Below are 17,006 nucleotides of genomic sequence, written 5' to 3'. Positions count from 1 at the left end.
AGCAAGAATTGTATATTTTAAAAATAATAAAGCAGTTAAATAAAAATTCTTATTTATATATATGTATATAGAAACCGCATCAATAATAATCCAATATAACCAGGTTTGAATCACTTTTTTTGCAAGTAAATAAGTAGAATAAATAGCAAATACTGTTGTAAAAGTATCAATATAAGCATAATCAGCAGTAGTATAGTTTTTCATATAATAACCTAAAACTAATGATATTATAGATAATAAAATTACATCTTTGATATTTCTTGAAAATGAAAAAGTTGAGATATTAAGTTTGGCATCTTTTTTTATACCATTTGAATATTTCCAAGAATACCAACCATAAATAGCCATTATTAAATAATAAAAATTTAAAAATGAATCCATAAGTAAAGCTGCATCAAAAAAAAGTATTGAATATATTAAAGTACTAAAAAATGCAGCAACCCAACACCAAAGGTTTTGTTTTATTGCAAGTAATAAATAAATTATTGATAAAAACATAGCCAATGCCTCATAAATTGAGGTTGATAATATTGTTTGAATTAATGTATTGAAAATATTTTCTATATTTTATCCTTTATAAAAGTGAAAATATATCCAAAGATAGATAAAATTATACAGTGTGTAAGTATCATCTAACTTACTATAAGGTACATTACAATTTTAAAATATATTATAGGAATAAAATGAGTTTAATTAAACAAACAGTTTGTATTGCAAAAGCAAATAAGCAAAATGAATTAAAAAAAGCATTATTTTCTCATCTTTTAAGCGTGAAACAAATAGATGGTTGTATAAATTATGAAGTTTATGAAGCTGACGAAGATGATACAGAACTATTAGTTTATGAAGAGTGGAGAGACGATGAGTCTTATACTAACTACAAAAATAGTGAATTCTTTAAAGAGTTTAACACACATAGAAAAGAGTTTTTAAAAAGGGAAGAAGTACTTCCTAATTTTTAAGGGAATTAAGTGATAGAAAAAAAACAGATATTAAAAGAAATAACACAACAATATAGTAATCATGAAGATTTTGAACAAATATTAAAAGATTTTGCATATGATATAAACCTTGCAAAATGGGGTTATCTTTTCTCTACAGACAAATTTGATAATAATCATGACATATCAAGAAAAGTTTTTCACTGCGCATTGGCTTTATCAAAAGATTTTAGAGATTATATAGATTTTGCATTTTATATAAGTAAAGAAGATGGTTTATGTGATATTACTTTGGCAAAAGAAGCTTATAAATTAGCTATTTCTAAAGTGGTTTTATTAAGAGATTTAAGACATATTGCAGATATGTTAGCTACTAAAAAAGATTCTTTTTATGATAAAGAAATGGCAAAAAAAGTTTATGAAGAAGCAATCTCTAAATCAAAAACTGCATTTGATTTTGTAGCAATTGCAGAATCTTTGTGTGATTCAAATATGTTAAATGATAAAGAAATGGCAAAAGAAGTTTATGAAAAGGCCATTAAATCTTGCGAAAATAGTGATGAACTAGAAGCTGTTGCTGATTCTGTGATTCAAGAAGATAACCTTTTTGATGAGCAATGGGCATCGAAAATATACTCTATAAGTACACTTTCAAAATAATTAAAATGGATTTGTTTTTTCAATGATTATATCATTGTTATTAACAAATCTATTGCAACCTTTTCCTTTTAAATTTATACAAATTTCTTGCCATCTTTTTGTATGACTTCCATTTTCTTTTGAAAAATCTCCAAGTAAAAACATCACTGCATGTGCATATTCATGTGGTAAAACTGAATTTATCATATATGAACTGTTTTCTTTAAATCTATTTTTATTTAAAAGTATAATAATATTTTTATTTTTATATATGGTCATACCAAATTGATTGTTGTTTAATTTTCTTGATATTATTACTGGAACATCATATCTTATTTTGTACTTTTTATATGTTAAGCTTTTTAACTCAATTTTTTTCTTTTGAATTTGGCTTTGTATATTTTGGGGTATAGGATTATGTTTAAATTCATAATCACTATACCAAAGATAGATTAAAAAAATGAGACAAAACATTGTGATAAATAAAAATATATTTATCATTTTTTTTGTTTGCAAAGTATTATCCTACGTGTTTAATAAGTACTTCTTTATAGTGATTAAGTTCTTGCATCAAAGTATCATCACTTCCATTAATATCTGGGTGGTATTTTTTTGCTAATTCTTTATATCTTTTTTTTATTTCTTCTTTTGTTGGTTCTTGAGTAAATCCAAAAAATTCTTTTGCTTTTTCTACTTCACCAAGTCCTGGTTTTTGTGCAAATTGCTCATTGAAATTATTAAAATCAAAATCATTAAAGTTGAAATTTTGATATTGCCTTTGATTATTACCAAAATCATTTTGTGTATATGTAAACTTAAATCCATTAGACATATTTTTTAGTTTTTTATAAATGAAAAAATAGATTAATAAAAATAACACAAATATTATTAATAAAAATGTTGTGAAATTTGCCATTATTAAATATAGTACAAATAGTAAAATACCTGTACGTAATAGCCTATTAAATATGTAAATAAAAGTGCCGTTATTCATAGTTTATAAAATACCTTTTTATATAAGATAATTAATTATACAAAAAGAATACTAGAATTAGATAAAAAAGCTAATTTAAAATATAAAATATTAAAAAAAACATGTAGACATTTTTGTTACATAAATACCCAAGAAAAAATTATATCTTTGAAATTTTTTTCAAGATTATTTTTATCATATCTTTATCACATCTATATTTTATTATTTGTTTTGTCTAAAGGAGAAATAATGGATATCAGTATACAAGCGCTTTTTGCTGCATTACCTATTTTTATTGCAGCAATTTTATTAATTGGATTTAGATTACCTGCAAAAAAAGCAATGCCGGTAGTTTATGTTGCTACTGCATTAGTAGCATATTTTGTTTGGCAAGTAAGTTTTAATAGAGTATTAGCTTCAACAATTCAGGGTCTTCTTATTACAGTTGCAGTTTTATGGATTATTTTTGGTGCTATTTTATTATTAAATACATTAAAACATTCAGGTGCAATTGCAGTAATTAGACAAGGTTTTAATAACGTTAGTCCAGATAGAAGAGTACAAGTTATTATCATTGCATGGTTATTTGGATCATTCATAGAAGGAGCTTCAGGTTTTGGAACACCAGCAGCAATTGCAGCTCCTTTGTTAGTGGCTATTGGTTTTCCAGCTATGGCTGCAGTTATGGTGGGGATGATGATTCAAAGTACACCTGTATCTTTTGGAGCAGTTGGTACTCCTATTTTAATTGGGGTAAATAAAGGATTGGATAGTCAAACAATTTCAGCACAACTTCAAGCAGTAGGCTCAAATTGGGAATCATATTTACAAATTATTACTTCTGAAGTTGCAATTATTCATGCAATTACAGGAACTTTGATACCTTTATTTATGACTATTATGTTAACTAGATTTTTTGGTCAAAATAAATCATGGACTGAAGGTTTAAGTATTGCTCCATTTGCAATATTTGCAGGGTTGTGTTTTACTATTCCATATGCATTAACAGGTGTATTTTTAGGAGCAGAGTTCCCATCATTAGTAGGGGCTTTAGTTGGTTTACCAGTTGTAATATTTGCTGCTAAAAAAGGATTTTTAATTCCTAAAAAAGCTTGGGATTTTGCTCCAAAAGAACAATGGCCAGCAAAATGGGTGAGTGAATTAGAAATCAAAATAGATTCAATTACTTCAACAAAAGCACCAATTTCAATGACAAAAGCTTGGATACCATATGTACTAGTAGCAGTAATATTAGTTATTACAAGAGTTAGTGATGAGGCAAAAGCTTTTGTTAAATCATTAGTAATACCATTTAAAAATATTTTAGGAGAGGGATTAGGTTATACAATTGCTCCATTATATTTACCAGGTGGAATTTTAGTTTTTGTTGTTTTAATTACTTTCTTTTTCCATAAAATGAAAACATCAGAATTAAAAGATGCTTTTAGCGAATCTTCAAAAGTTATGCTTGGTGCAGGTTTTGTATTAGTTTTTACAATTCCACTAGTAAGAATTTTAATTAACTCTGGAGTTAATACTTCAGGTTTTGATTCAATGCCAATTGCAATGGCAAATTTTGTTGCAACTTCTGTAGGAGATATATATCCTTTATTTGCATCAATGATTGGTGCATTAGGTGCTTTTATTGCCGGAAGTAATACAATTTCAAATATGATGTTAAGTCAATTTCAGTTTGGTGTTGGAAATGCACTAGGTGTATCAACTGCACTAATGATCTCTTTACAAGCAGTTGGAGCAGCGGCTGGAAATATGATTGCAATTCATAATGTTGTAGCAGCATCTGCAACAGTTGGTTTACTTGATCAAGAGGGAGAGACATTAAGAAAAACAATTATACCTACAATTTACTACTGCTTAGTAGCAGGTATTTTAGGTCTAATAGGAATGTATTTCTTAGGAATTACAGATCCATTAATGTAAAAAAGAGGGATTTATCTCCCTTTTTTTTATTAAATTATTTGACACTTACTTCTTTTTGAAGTATACTAATTTTAAATAGTCTTAGGAGATTTTATGACTAGTACAATAAGTGTCTCTGTTAAAACTAAAATTATTGTAGTTTCAATACTTATAATTTTTTTTATTGCAATAGCATCTTTAATTGGAACTATTTTTACAATAGATACAATAAACAATTCAACCATTGATGAATATAAAACTGACATATATGATAAAAAGAAAAAAGAACTTGAAAATTATGTTCAAATTGCTATTAATACAATCAATTACTTTTATATACAATCTCAAAAACAAAATGCAAAATCTACAGATATTTATAAGAAGCAAGCATTGGAACTTATCACTAAAATAAGATATTCTAAAAATGGATACTTTTGGGTTAATAATAGTAAACATATTATGATAATGCACCCAATTTTAAAAAATTTAAATTCAAAAGATTTGACAAATATGAAAGACAAGGAAGGGAATTTTATGTTTAAAGATATTGTCTTTTTAGCAAATCAAAAAAAAGAGGGTGGTGTGGTTATGTATATGTGGCCTAAGCCAAATGAAAAATTAGCAAAAGAAAAATTTTCATATGTAAAAAAGTTTGAACCTTGGGATTGGATTGTAGGAACAGGTGCATATTTAGATGAGGTAGATGCTAAAGTAGCAAAGATGAAAAAAAACTCTGAAGAGAGTTTTGAAATAGTTATTTTAATTTGTTCTATAATTTTTGTTATTGTACTAATTATTATATCTTTGATGACTCTTGCTCTATCAACAAAAAGAGATAAAAAAAGTACAAAAGAAGAGTATGAATAAAAATATACTAATACAAATTTATAATATTAAAATAAATAATTTATGATATATTTTTATAAAGGTTAATGTTAATGGATAAAGAAGAGTTTGAAAAAGCAGTTGATCTGTTTGGTATCTTAACAAAAACATCAAAAAAAGAGTTAAAACAGAAGTATTTAAAGTTATCTAAAAAATATCATCCAGATACTCCAACAGGAAGTGATGAAAAATTTCAAGAATTAAAAGAATCATATGAACTTTTATTAAATTATATAGATAATTATAAGTTTAGTTTTGAAGAGGATGAGTTTAAAAAACAATATCCATCTTTTACAAACTATAAAAATTGGAATATTTAAAAAAAGGAAGATAAATGTTTGAGTTAAAAAAAGTAAAAGAGATAGTTTTGGCAACACTTATTACAGATTCATATTGTTTGGGTTCTCATTGGATATATGATGAAAAACAACTAAAAAACTTAAATATAGATTGGAATGAATTAAATAATGCTTGTTCTGTATGGCATAAAGGAAAAATTGCAGGAGAATTTACACATTATGGGGATCATACTTACTGGTTATATGAGTTTATAAAACAAAATGATACTTTTGATGAAAAAGAGTATGCAAAATATTGGTTAAAAAAAATGGATTCATATAATGGATATATTGATTCTTCTTCACGAAATAGTATTGAAAAATTAAAAGAGGGATTAGTAGAAGGTTCTAGTTCATCAGATTTTTCAATTGTAGGAAGAATTCCTTCTTTATTATTTGTATCAAAAGATAAAAATGAATTTTTTAGTAATGTAGAAAAATTTACAAAATTAACACATAATTCATATGAATCTTTAGCCGCAAGCTCTTTTTTTGCTAAATTATTAATAAAGGTATTAGAAGGAGAAGATATATCAAATGCAATAACTTCATTAAAAGAAAGTTCTCCTAAAGATATTCAAAAATACATAAAAAGTGCTTTTTCATCAATAAATGATGATACTTTTGAGACAATAAGACAAAATGGCCCAGCTTGTGATACAAAAGAATCTTTTCCAAGTGTTTTACATCTTCTACTAAAATATAAAAGTTTAAAAGAACTTCTAATTAACAATGCAAAAGCAGGTGGAGATTCTAGTGCAAGAGGTATGGTTGCATCGATGATATTTGTTGCTAAAAATGGTATAAATTCTCTTCCAATTTCATGGTCAAAGATAAAAGTTATTATCTAATGATAAAAAATGTTGCATTTTGTTACCATTAATAGGGCTTTTTGATTAAAATTTATAATTATTTTAATATTTATACTAAAAATTGACATATTTTCCCTTTTTTTATAGTATAATCTTCTTACTAATATATTTAATGTTCCTTAACTGGCAATATTCATATTCCCAAATATAAATAAAGTTAAGTAAAGGTTCGTTAATTATATAATATTTAAAGGAAAAGAAATTATGCAAATTTACGTTGGGAATATGTCTTATGGGACTACTGAAGAGAGTTTAAGAGCTTTATTTGCTCAGTATGGAGAAGTTAATTCTGTTAAAATCATCACAGATAGAGAGACTGGAAGAGCAAAAGGTTTCGGTTTCATTGGTATGGATGACAATGCAGCTGGACAAAATGCAATTGATGAATTAAATGGAAAAGAATTCGAAGGTAGAACTCTTAAAATTAATGAGGCAAAACCAAGAGAAGAGAGACCAAGAAGAAACTTTAATAATAGATTCTAGTATATTATTTTAAAGTTTTAAGGTTTTTATTTGGAGGGGTGTATTTTACACCCCTTTTTTTATAGCTCAATCTCTAATGCGATCGGACAATGATCACTTCCCATATAATCATCTAAAATATAAGCACTTTTTATATTGTCTTTTAAATCTTCACTTACATAAAAATAATCAATTCTCCAGCCTACATTATTAGCCCTTGCATTTGCTCTATAACTCCACCAGCTATATTTATCTTTTAAATCTTTATTCATGTATCTAAAAGTATCAATATATCCATGATTTAAAAAATTAGTAATCCACTCCCTTTCCATTGGAAGAAATCCTGAAGTTTTTTCATTTGCCTTTGGTCTTGCAATATCAATTTCTGTATGTGCAGTATTTACATCTCCACAAATTATTATAGAAAATCCATCTTTTTTTAAGTTTTCACAATGTTCTAAAAATCTATCATAAAATTCCATTTTGTAAACAAGTCTTTCTTCTTTACTTTGTCCATTTGGAAAATATACATTAAAATAGGCTACTTTTTTCCCATTAAAATCAAAATGTGCTTCGTTTATTCTTCCTTCTTTTAATATATCTACATTTATAGTATTGTCACTAAAGAAAGGTTCAATTTGACTATAAAGTGCAGTTCCCGAACGTCCTTTTATGCTACAAGGATTAATATGTTTAAATTTGTACTCTTTTTCGAATATAGTTTTTGGAATTTGATTCTCTTCTGCTTTTATTTCTTGTAACCCTAAAATATCAACGCTATCTTCATCAATCCATTTTAAACCATCTTTTCTATCAACTGCTCTTATTCCATTTACATTCCAAGATATAAATTTGTATTTTTGCATATGTTAATCCTTCTTTTTCTTTTTTTTATCGTTTTTATTATTTTTTCTTTTTAGCTCTTTTTTATTATTATCTTTTGTAAAAGAATTTGAAAAACTATTAAAATTTTTCTTTTTAAAACTATTACTATTATTTATTAAACTATCTTGCTTTCCTCCATGCATATCTATTTTTCCATAAGTAGAATTTGCAAAAGAAAAAGTAGCTAAACTAAGAATTAAAATTAGAATTTTTTTCATTTTTTTTACCTTTTAAATTTTTTAATATACCATATATTGTAATAACAATCCAGAATACCTCAATTACAAAAGAACCAAGATTAAAATGTACAAAAAGAGAAATTAATAACAGTATTGCACCTGTTAAATTCAATATTTGATATGAAGTAGAGTAAATATTACATTTATTCACTTGTAATAGCATATATGCAGTTACTACAAATGACATACCTAAAAAACCAATCCATTGAAAGATATCCATAATTTTATGCCTTTTTAAATAGCACATTAAAAAATTATTTTAATGTGCTATTATAAGTTGTGTTTTTATTTTATTCCATATAATTTTTGTCTTCAAAAGGAATAATAATGAAATTAATTTTCATATCTGTTTTTTTATCAGTTTTTATGCATGGATCTTCATATAAATATAATAATATTTTAATGCAAGGAAAATTTAATGTATCATACAATAAAAACAAAATAAAAAATTTAAATTTTTTTTATAATTTAGGAATTTATCAGAATATAAAAAATGACTTTAAAGTACCATCTTTTTGCTTTTTGGTACCTAAAGAAGATAGAAAATACTATGTAAAAAATAAATCAAAATTTAAAGTATGTATTTACGCTAATAAAAATATAGTATACATATTAAATAAAACAAATAGATATACTAAAAATGATGACTTTATTGTAAAATTAGATAATGTAAAAATATCTGTATCTGGTGAAAAGCATAAGAATAAATGTACTTCTAATGCAAAAAGCTTTTTATCAATGACAAATAAAATTAATTACTGTTTAAAAGATATAAATAATATGTAATAAATCTATAATTATTAAGGCAACTTTTGTTATTTTATTTCATTTAACGAGGTCTTATGCTTATTGATTTACTACTTGGATTAATTACTTTTTTCACTTCTACTGTTGCAGGTGTTGTTGGATTAGGTGGAGGAATGATTTTAATTGCAATTCTACCTTCTTTTTTACCTGTTAATGCTCTTATTCCTGTACATGGGTTAACACAAATGACAAGTAACTTTAGTAGAGCAGTTTTTGGTTATAAAGATGTACAATTTCAAGTACTTCCTAAGTTTATTTTAGGTTCTTTACTTGGAATTGCATTGATTTCTTCAATTATATATTATATCTCATTAGAGTATGTACCTTTATTTATTGGTGTATATATTCTTCTTTCTTTGTGGTCACAAAAATTCAATGAAAAAATAAAAAGATTTGAGAGTTATTTTATTATTGGTTTTTTTCAAACTGGATTATCTTTAGTTGTTGGAGCAACTGGACCTTTAACAATGACACTTCTTTATAAAGATTTTGAAGATAAAAATAGAGTTGTTGCAACTGCTGCTGCACTTATGGGAATTACACATATCTTTAAAGTGTTTGTTTTTATATTTTTTGGTTTTGCATTTTTTGATTATATTTCTACTTTACTTTTTATGATTATTGGTGCAGTATTGGGAAGCTATGCAGGAACTAAATTAAGAGATAAAATAGATGGAAAAAAATTTAGAAATATACTTAAAATCCTTTTATCTTTATTAGCCATAAAAGTAATAGTAAGTGTTTTTTTATAAAATATAATTTTATATATTAAATGTTCAATATATATGTATATTTTATATACATAAAAAAGTGTTACTATATAAATAAAAAATGATATCATTCTTCTATCAACTTTAAAGGATAGAATGAATGACAAGTCCTTATAGATATAATTTAGGTAATAGAACTTACAGTTTTAAAAACTTAGCTGAACTTATGGCTAAAGCAACTCCAAAAAGATCAGGAGATGTACTTGCACAAGTTGCAGCTAGCTCTTCACAAGAAAGAGTTGTTGCTCAAATGAAACTTGCAGAAGTACCTTTAAAAACTTTTCTAAATGAAGCATTAATACCATACGAAGAAGATGAAATTACAAGACTTATTTTAGATGAACATGATAAAGAAGCTTTTAGTTGTATTTCTCATATGACAGTAGGCGATTTTAGAAACTGGTTATTAAGTGATGAAACAACAACAGAAGTAATTCATAAAGCTCAAGATGGTTTTACTCCAGAAATGATTGCAGCAGTTAGTAAAATAATGAGAAATCAAGAACTTATTTTAGTTGCAAAAAAAGCAAAAGTTGTTAAATCTTTTAGAAATACAATTGGATTAGATGGAAGACTCTCAACAAGATTGCAACCAAATCATCCAACAGATGATGTTGTTGGAATTGCTGCAAGTATTTTAGATGGTTTATTATATGCAAATGGTGATGCAGTAATTGGAATAAACCCAGCAACAGATAATATATCTCAAGCTACAAAACTTCTTAAACTTATGGATGAAGTAATTCAAAAATATGAAATTCCTACACAATCTTGTGTATTAACACATGTTACAAATACTATTGAATGTATTGAAAATGGTGCTCCTGTTGATTTAGTATTCCAATCAATTGGTGGAACGCAAGCTACAAACTCAAGTTTTGGATTTAATTTAAATACTTTAAAAGAAGCACAAGATGCAGCACTATGTTTAAAAAGAGGTACAGTTGGAAATAGTGTGATGTATTTTGAAACAGGACAAGGAAGTTCACTATCTGCAAATGCGCATCATAACGTTGACCAACAAACTTGTGAAGCAAGAGCTTACGCAGTTGCTAAAAAGTTTGACCCACTATTAGTAAATACTGTTGTTGGATTTATAGGTCCTGAATATTTATATGATGGAAAAGAGATAACTAGAGCAGGACTAGAAGATCATTTTTGTGGGAAACTTTTAGGTGTACCTATGGGATGTGATATTTGTTATACAAATCATGCACAAGCAGACCAAAATGATATGGATGATTTATTAACTTTATTATCTGTTGCTGGATGTAATTTCATTATTGGAGTTCCTGGAGCTGATGATATTATGCTTAATTACCAAAGTACATCATTTCATGATGCTTTATATGCAAGAAAAGTATTAGGATTAAAGCCTGCTCCTGAGTTTGAACAATGGCTAGAAAAAATGGATATTTTTAGTGATATGAAAAACTTCATATTAAATAAAAAAATGCCACTAGCTTTCTCAAAACCTTTAAATAACTTAATAGGAGTTAGTGCATGAGTAAATCAGAAGATTGTGTAATAAAAAATAGATGGGATGTACTTAAAGAGTTTACTGAAGCTAGAATTGGTTTAGGTAGAGTAGGAGTAAATCTTCCTACAAATGAGTTATTGGCTTTTCAATTAGCACATGCACAAGCACAAGATGCTGTACATTTACCATTAGATGTTGAAAGCTTAAGTCAAGAGTTAAATAATATGCCAATTGATATGAAACTTTTAAATAATCAAATCACTGAGACTGGATTAATCCAAGATGGTTGTACTCCAATACTTTTACATTCAAAAGCACAAAATAGAAGTATATATCTTCAAAGACCAGATTTAGGAAGAAGGTTAGATGAACACTCAATTAACTTATTAAAAAACTTTTCAAATGAAGATACTACGTATGATTTAGCAATAGTTATTGTTGATGGGTTATCTTCTTTTGCTATAAAAGAAAATGCAGTTAAATATATACAAAAATTAACTTCATCATTGGCAAATGAACAAGATAGTTGGAAATTAGCTCCTATTACAATTGTTCAACAAGGAAGAGTTGCAATTGGTGATGAGGTAGGCTCACTTTTGAATGCAAAAGCAGTAATGGTTTTAGTTGGTGAAAGACCTGGACTTAGTTCTCCTGATAGTTTAGGATTATACTTAACATATAATCCTAAAGTAGGGCTTACTGATGCATATAGAAATTGTATTTCCAATGTTAGACTAGATGGTTTATCTTATGATGAAGCTGTAAATAAATCAATGTACTTAATTAAAGAGTCAAGAAGGGTTAAATTAAGTGGAGTGAATTTAAAAGAAAGGACGCAAGATAACATAATAGAAAATAGTTTTGATGAAGAGAAAAATTTTTTAATTAAATAAGGAAGAGGAATGGAAACATTAAATAAAGATTATTTAGCAAAAAGACAACTAAAAAGAGGAACAGCAGGTTGGCTATTATTAACTGGATTAGGAATTTCATATGTAATTTCAGGTGATTTTGCAGGTTGGAATTTTGGTATAGCAGAAGCAGGTTGGGGTGGTTTTGCAATTGCAGCAGGACTTATGGCTTTAATGTATTTTTGTTTGGTTTTATCATTAGCTGAAATGTCAGCAGCAATTCCAGCTGCAGGTGGTGGTTATAGTTTCGCAAGACAAGTTATGGGTCCAGCAGGTGGGTATTTAACTGGTCTTGCAATTCTAATTGAGTATGCATTAGCACCAGCTGCTATTGTTATTTTTATTGGTTCTGCAGTTGAGGCACTACTAGGAATAAATGGTCCAATTGTATATGCTACTTTTTATGCTGTATTTATTGCAATTCATCTTTTAGGTGTTGGTGAAGCATTAAAAAGTATGATGATTATTAGTGGATTTGCTGTATTTGCAATTATTGCTACAGCTTTTGCGTTACTTGGTGATTTTAATGTTACAAATTTATTTGATATAAAAGCAAGTGCTGATGCGATGGGTGCAAGTGAATTTTTACCATATGGTTGGTATGGAGTATGGGCTGCTTTACCTTTTGGTATGTGGTTATTCTTAGCAGTTGAAGGTGTGCCTTTAGCAGCAGAAGAAGCAAAAAATCCAGCAAAAGATGTACCTAAAGGTATAATTGCAGCAATGGTATTTCTATTTTTTACTGCAGTATTAGTACTATTTTTATTAGCTGGTTCTTCAAGTGCAAGTATGATTGGAAAAAGTGCAGTACCTTTAGTTGATGCATTAAATGCAACTGGAAGTACTACTTTAGCAACAATAGTAAATGTATTAGGGTTAGCTGGTTTAATTGCATCATTCTTTTCTATTATTTTTGGATATAGTAGATTGATTTTTGCTCTATCAAGAGCAGGATATTTACCAAAATTTTTATCTTTAACAAGTAAAAGAAAAACTCCTACTTGGGCTTTAGTTATTCCTGGTATATTAGGATTTTTAGCATCATTAAGTGGTGAAGGTGACTTGATGTTAGCTATGGCAGTTGTTGGTGCAACTATTTCATATGCATTGATGTCTTTAAGTCATATATTATTAAGAATAAAAAGAAAAGATTTACAAAGACCATATAAAACTCCAGGTGGTGTTATTACATCATCAATTTCATTGATTTTAAGTCTAGTTGCTTTAACAGGTGTTTATGCATTTGATCCAAGAGCATTTAACTATACATTGATTATATATGCAATAGGGGCAATATATTATTTCTTCTATAGTAAAAATACACTTGTTGCAAAAACAGCAGATGAAGAGTTTGCTATGCTTGAACAAGCAGAAAGTGAACTAGAAGCAGCATAATAATAAAATAAGAGATTTTCTCTTATTTTTTATTATATCTATCAATTTACATATAAATTACACTTTTACCCCACCTTGATATGTTAAAGTTTTTTAATAACATATAAGGAGAGAATAATGTTATCAGAAATAAATGAATTTTTGAATAATTTAATATGGGGTAATATCTTACTTTATTTACTTCCAATATTAGGTCTATTTTTCACAATAAGTTCAAGATTTGTACAGTTTAGATATTTTTTTAAGATGTTTAATATATTAAGAGATACAGTACATGATAAAGAGGGGCATATTAGTTCGTTCCAAGCATTAATGTTAAGTGTTGCTGGTCGTGTTGGTGGTGGAAACATTGCCGGTGTTGCAGTTGCAATTACTTTAGGTGGACCAGGAGCAGTTTTTTGGATGTGGATTATCGGTCTTATTGGTATGAGTACAAGTTTCTTTGAGTGTTCTTTAGCTCAACTTTATAAAGAAAAAGATGGTATTGATTCTAATGTATATAGAGGTGGACCAGCATATTATGTAACTAAAGCATTAGGTCAAAGATGGTTAGGTATTATTATTTCTATATTACTTATGATTACTTTTGGCTTTGCTTTTAATGCAACACAATCTTTTATTATTACTACTTCTTTTGAATCTTCATTTTCTATTCCTACTTGGGTAACTGGTATTGCATTAACTTTAGTTTTTGGTTTTGCAGTTTTTGGAGGAATTAAAAGAATTACAAAAATTTCTGAAGTTATTGTTCCTATTATGGCATTAGGATATTTATTAATTGCAATAGTTGTTATTGGACTTAATATATCTGAAATTCCATCTTTAATCTCTTTAATTGTTAAAGAAGCATTTGCACCAAGTTCTGCAATTGCAGGTGGTTTAGGTGCTGTTATTTTACAAGGTGCAAAAAGAGGAATGTTCTCAAATGAAGCAGGTCTTGGTTCAGCACCAAACGTTGCAGCAGTAGCTTATGTTGCTCACCCAGTACAACAAGGTATTGTTCAATCTTTTTCTGTATTTATTGATACAATTATTTTATGTTCGTGTACTGCATTTATTATTCTTCTATCTGGTGTTTATACTCCTGGTATTTCTGGTGTTGATGGAGTTTTATTAACTCAAAACTCTTTAATTGAACATATTGGGCCATTAGGTGGATATTTTGTAACAATAGCACTATTTTTATTTGGTTTTTCTTCAATTTTATATAATTATTACCTTGCAGAAAACTCATTAAACTTCTTCTCAAAAGGAAATAAATTATACTTTAATTTATTTAGACTTTTTGTAGCTGGATTAATTATTTGGGGATCATTACAAGATTTAGGTTCAATCTTCTCATTTGCAGATTTATCTATGGGATTATTAGCAGTTATTAATATGACAGCAATTGCTTTATTATATAAACCTGCATTAAGACTTATTAAAGGTTATGATAGACAAATAAAAGAGGGTAAAAAACCTGTTCTAAGATATAACGATTATAAAGAATTTAAAATCGATGAAACTACTTGGAAAGAGATTGTTGATAATATCAACGACAAAAGAGAGACTACTAAAGCGTAAGAGATTCAATCTCTTACACTTTATTTATATGCTACTTTAACTAACTAGGAATAATACCTATTATTAAAACTTTGTTATAATATTTTAAATTAAATAGATATTTTCAAGGGACTACTATGTTTACAAAAGAGGGAATACCTTTTTTTACTATTATCATGCCTTTTTTATTTGTAATATTTATATCTTTTTTTGCTACTTCTTATTATTTGAAATTATCAGAAGAGAATTTTTATGAAGATTTAACTGAATATAGAACTATATATGTAAAACAAAATAAGTCTAAAGAAGAGATAACTAGACTTCTTACTAATATAAAACAAAAACATGAAAAAAGAGAACAAAAATATAAAGAATTTATGATGTTATTAACTCAAATAGTAGTAATTACAATGGCAATATTCTCTTTTATTATGGTCTCAATTATAAATGATGTTGTAAGAAAATATAAAAACCAAGTAGAATCAAAAGAGAAAAAACTTCAAAATTTAAACCAAAGCTTATCCCAAAAAGTAAATGAAGGAATCCAAGAAGCAAAAAGAAAAGACAAGAAAATTCTTCAACAATCGCGACTTGCAAGAATGGGTACAATGTTAAGTATGATTGCTCATCAATGGAGGCAACCTTTAACTCAATTATCTGTGATTTTAATGGAATTAGAAGTTGCAACAAGATTAAAAAAAGTAAACAATAATCACATTTTGGACTCTGTTGAAAAAAGTGATAAAATGATTGAATTTATGTCAAATACTATTGATGATTTTAGAAATTTTTATAAACCAGATAAGAAAAAAGAACATTTTCTTGCAATTGATGCTTGTAATAAAGCAATAAATTTAATTAATGCAACTTTAGATTATAGTTCTATAAAATTAAATATAAAAAATGAAGATGGTAAATCTATTTATGGTTATCCAAGTGAATATTCACAAGTTATTTTAAATCTTTTATCAAATGCAAGAGATATTTTAGTAGAAAGAAAAATAAAAAATCCTAAAATTGATATAATAATACAAAATAAAGAAAATGCAAGAATTGTTAAAATAAAAGATAATGCAGGTGGAATAGAAGAGGATAATATTGATTTGATTTTTGATCCATATTATAGTACAAAAGATTCATCCAAAGGTACTGGCTTAGGTCTTTATATCTCTAAACTAATAATTGAAACAAATATGCATGGGCAATTAGAAGTTTATAATGATATTGATGGAGCAGTATTTAAAATTACAATAATGGAAGAAAATAATGAATAACAGATTATTAAAAGAGTTAAAAGATATACCAATTTTATGTGTAGAAGATGAAAGTGGAATTAGAGAAGTAATAGTTCAAACTTTAAAATACTATTTTGATGATGTTTATGAAGCTCAAGATGGAGATGAAGGTTTTGAGTTATATGAATATTATAAACCTAAAATTATATTAACTGATATTCAAATGAAAAATTGTAATGGAGTTGAATTTATCAAAAGAGTAAGAAAAGTTGATAAAGATATTACTATCTTTGTGATAACTGCTTATTCAAATGAAGAGTATTTGATGGATTTAATAAACCTAAATATAAATCATTATATTTTAAAACCTTTAAATTTAAAAAAATTAAATGAAGCATTGGTGAAATTTATTGAAAAGAATTCAAAACCAATTGTTTTATGTGAAGATTTAGTTTTAGATATTGAAAAAAGACAATTACATTATAAAAATAAAGAAACAATAGTTCTAAGAAAAAGAGAAAAAGATTTTTTGCAACTACTAGCTAAAAGAAAAAACTCTATTGTAACATATGAGCAAATAGAACAAGAACTTTGGGTTGAAAAAGAGATGACAACCCATGCTTTAAAATCTTTTATAAAAGACTTACGTTCAAAACTACCTGTAAATATAATCAAAAATGTTCCTCAAGAAGGTTATATTTTAATTTAG

At 26.9% G+C, this 17,006-nt stretch carries 21 protein-coding genes; 15 read left to right on the top strand and 6 right to left on the bottom strand.

Annotated features, from left to right (window positions below):
* On the bottom strand, positions 1 to 498 hold a 498-nt coding region (gene pnuC / locus CRU93_RS07730; RefSeq protein ID WP_375153645.1), incomplete at its 3' end, for a nicotinamide riboside transporter PnuC.
* 185 nt (positions 499 to 683) lie between these two features.
* Here pnuC and CRU93_RS07725 point away from each other — a divergent pair.
* The gene (locus tag CRU93_RS07725; protein ID WP_129103618.1) at positions 684 to 962 is read left to right on the top strand and encodes a putative quinol monooxygenase; all 279 of its coding nucleotides are present in this window, start codon (positions 684 to 686) and stop codon (positions 960 to 962) included.
* Between the two features lie 9 nt (positions 963 to 971).
* Positions 972 to 1,601: a hypothetical protein gene (locus CRU93_RS07720; RefSeq protein ID WP_129103617.1), complete on the top strand. Its 630-nt coding sequence runs from the start codon at positions 972 to 974 to the stop codon at positions 1,599 to 1,601.
* On the opposite strand, the gene CRU93_RS07715 is transcribed toward CRU93_RS07720, so the two are convergent.
* Together CRU93_RS07715 and CRU93_RS07710 are read right to left on the bottom strand one after the other, a co-directional pair.
* Positions 1,602 to 2,096 carry a SprT-like domain-containing protein gene (locus CRU93_RS07715; protein WP_129103616.1) on the bottom strand — a complete coding sequence of 165 codons (495 nt, stop codon included), beginning with the start codon at positions 2,094 to 2,096 and terminating at the stop codon, positions 1,602 to 1,604.
* A 4-nt stretch (positions 2,097 to 2,100) separates the two neighbouring features.
* Positions 2,101 to 2,412: a J domain-containing protein gene (locus CRU93_RS07710; RefSeq protein WP_258238862.1), complete on the bottom strand. Its 312-nt coding sequence runs from the start codon at positions 2,410 to 2,412 to the stop codon at positions 2,101 to 2,103.
* Positions 2,413 to 2,802: 390 nt separating this feature from the next.
* Between CRU93_RS07710 and CRU93_RS07705 the strand changes: the two genes are divergently transcribed.
* The 5 genes from CRU93_RS07705 (at position 2,803) to CRU93_RS07685 (ending at position 7,051) form a co-directional block, all read left to right on the top strand.
* A complete protein-coding gene (locus tag CRU93_RS07705) occupies positions 2,803 to 4,494 on the top strand; it encodes an L-lactate permease (protein WP_129103614.1) in 1,692 nt (563 codons plus the stop codon).
* 93 nt (positions 4,495 to 4,587) lie between these two features.
* Positions 4,588 to 5,340, top strand: a complete 753-nt coding sequence (locus tag CRU93_RS07700) for a cache domain-containing protein (RefSeq protein ID WP_129103613.1) — start codon at positions 4,588 to 4,590, stop codon at positions 5,338 to 5,340.
* 71 nt (positions 5,341 to 5,411) lie between these two features.
* The gene (locus CRU93_RS07695; RefSeq protein WP_129103612.1) at positions 5,412 to 5,678 is read left to right on the top strand and encodes a DnaJ domain-containing protein; all 267 of its coding nucleotides are present in this window, start codon (positions 5,412 to 5,414) and stop codon (positions 5,676 to 5,678) included.
* A 14-nt stretch (positions 5,679 to 5,692) separates the two neighbouring features.
* Entirely contained in the window at positions 5,693 to 6,547 is an 855-nt protein-coding gene (locus CRU93_RS07690) for an ADP-ribosylglycohydrolase family protein (protein ID WP_129103611.1), read from the top strand.
* 225 nt (positions 6,548 to 6,772) lie between these two features.
* The gene (locus tag CRU93_RS07685; protein WP_129103610.1) at positions 6,773 to 7,051 is read left to right on the top strand and encodes an RNA-binding protein; all 279 of its coding nucleotides are present in this window, start codon (positions 6,773 to 6,775) and stop codon (positions 7,049 to 7,051) included.
* A gap of 59 nt (positions 7,052 to 7,110) precedes the next feature.
* Here the strand turns inward: CRU93_RS07685 and CRU93_RS07680 are convergent, their stop codons facing one another.
* Genes CRU93_RS07680 through CRU93_RS07670 form a run of 3 tightly spaced genes read right to left on the bottom strand, consistent with a single transcriptional unit; the run spans position 7,111 to position 8,374 of the window.
* Positions 7,111 to 7,896 carry an exodeoxyribonuclease III gene (locus CRU93_RS07680; RefSeq protein WP_129103609.1) on the bottom strand — a complete coding sequence of 262 codons (786 nt, stop codon included), beginning with the start codon at positions 7,894 to 7,896 and terminating at the stop codon, positions 7,111 to 7,113.
* A gap of 3 nt (positions 7,897 to 7,899) precedes the next feature.
* Entirely contained in the window at positions 7,900 to 8,133 is a 234-nt protein-coding gene (locus tag CRU93_RS07675) for a hypothetical protein (protein ID WP_129103608.1), read from the bottom strand.
* Positions 8,105 to 8,374: a hypothetical protein gene (locus tag CRU93_RS07670; protein WP_129103607.1), complete on the bottom strand. Its 270-nt coding sequence runs from the start codon at positions 8,372 to 8,374 to the stop codon at positions 8,105 to 8,107. The genes CRU93_RS07675 and CRU93_RS07670 overlap by 29 nt, the downstream gene beginning before the upstream one ends.
* 107 nt (positions 8,375 to 8,481) lie before the next feature.
* Here CRU93_RS07670 and CRU93_RS07665 point away from each other — a divergent pair, with 107 nt between their 5' ends.
* From CRU93_RS07665 to CRU93_RS07630, 8 genes are all read left to right on the top strand, one after another.
* Entirely contained in the window at positions 8,482 to 8,940 is a 459-nt protein-coding gene (locus CRU93_RS07665) for a hypothetical protein (RefSeq protein ID WP_129103606.1), read from the top strand.
* 56 nt (positions 8,941 to 8,996) lie between these two features.
* Positions 8,997 to 9,713, top strand: a complete 717-nt coding sequence (locus tag CRU93_RS07660) for a sulfite exporter TauE/SafE family protein (protein ID WP_129103605.1) — start codon at positions 8,997 to 8,999, stop codon at positions 9,711 to 9,713.
* Between the two features lie 118 nt (positions 9,714 to 9,831).
* Positions 9,832 to 11,238 (top strand): ethanolamine ammonia-lyase subunit EutB, encoded by a 1,407-nt coding sequence (locus CRU93_RS07655; protein ID WP_129103604.1) that lies wholly within the window; start codon positions 9,832 to 9,834, stop codon positions 11,236 to 11,238.
* The gene (eutC, locus tag CRU93_RS07650; RefSeq protein ID WP_129103603.1) at positions 11,235 to 12,104 is read left to right on the top strand and encodes an ethanolamine ammonia-lyase subunit EutC; all 870 of its coding nucleotides are present in this window, start codon (positions 11,235 to 11,237) and stop codon (positions 12,102 to 12,104) included. Before CRU93_RS07655 ends, eutC begins: the two co-directional genes overlap by 4 nt.
* Positions 12,105 to 12,113: 9 nt before the next feature.
* The gene (gene eat, locus CRU93_RS07645; protein WP_129103602.1) at positions 12,114 to 13,517 is read left to right on the top strand and encodes an ethanolamine permease; all 1,404 of its coding nucleotides are present in this window, start codon (positions 12,114 to 12,116) and stop codon (positions 13,515 to 13,517) included.
* 117 nt (positions 13,518 to 13,634) lie between these two features.
* Complete coding sequence (locus CRU93_RS07640) at positions 13,635 to 15,083, top strand: sodium:alanine symporter family protein (RefSeq protein WP_129103601.1); 1,449 nt, start codon at positions 13,635 to 13,637, stop codon at positions 15,081 to 15,083.
* Positions 15,084 to 15,199: 116 nt separating this feature from the next.
* On the top strand, positions 15,200 to 16,336 hold the full coding sequence (locus tag CRU93_RS07635; protein ID WP_129103600.1) for a sensor histidine kinase: 1,137 nt from the start codon (positions 15,200 to 15,202) through the stop codon (positions 16,334 to 16,336).
* Positions 16,329 to 17,006 (top strand): response regulator transcription factor, encoded by a 678-nt coding sequence (locus CRU93_RS07630; protein WP_129103599.1) that lies wholly within the window; start codon positions 16,329 to 16,331, stop codon positions 17,004 to 17,006. Before CRU93_RS07635 ends, CRU93_RS07630 begins: the two co-directional genes overlap by 8 nt.

The organism is Arcobacter sp. CECT 8985 (assembly GCF_004116495.1).
GTDB lineage: Bacteria > Campylobacterota > Campylobacteria > Campylobacterales > Arcobacteraceae > Malaciobacter.
Note: the sequence above shows the minus strand (reverse complement) of the source record. Positions and strands in the feature narration are given on the sequence as shown.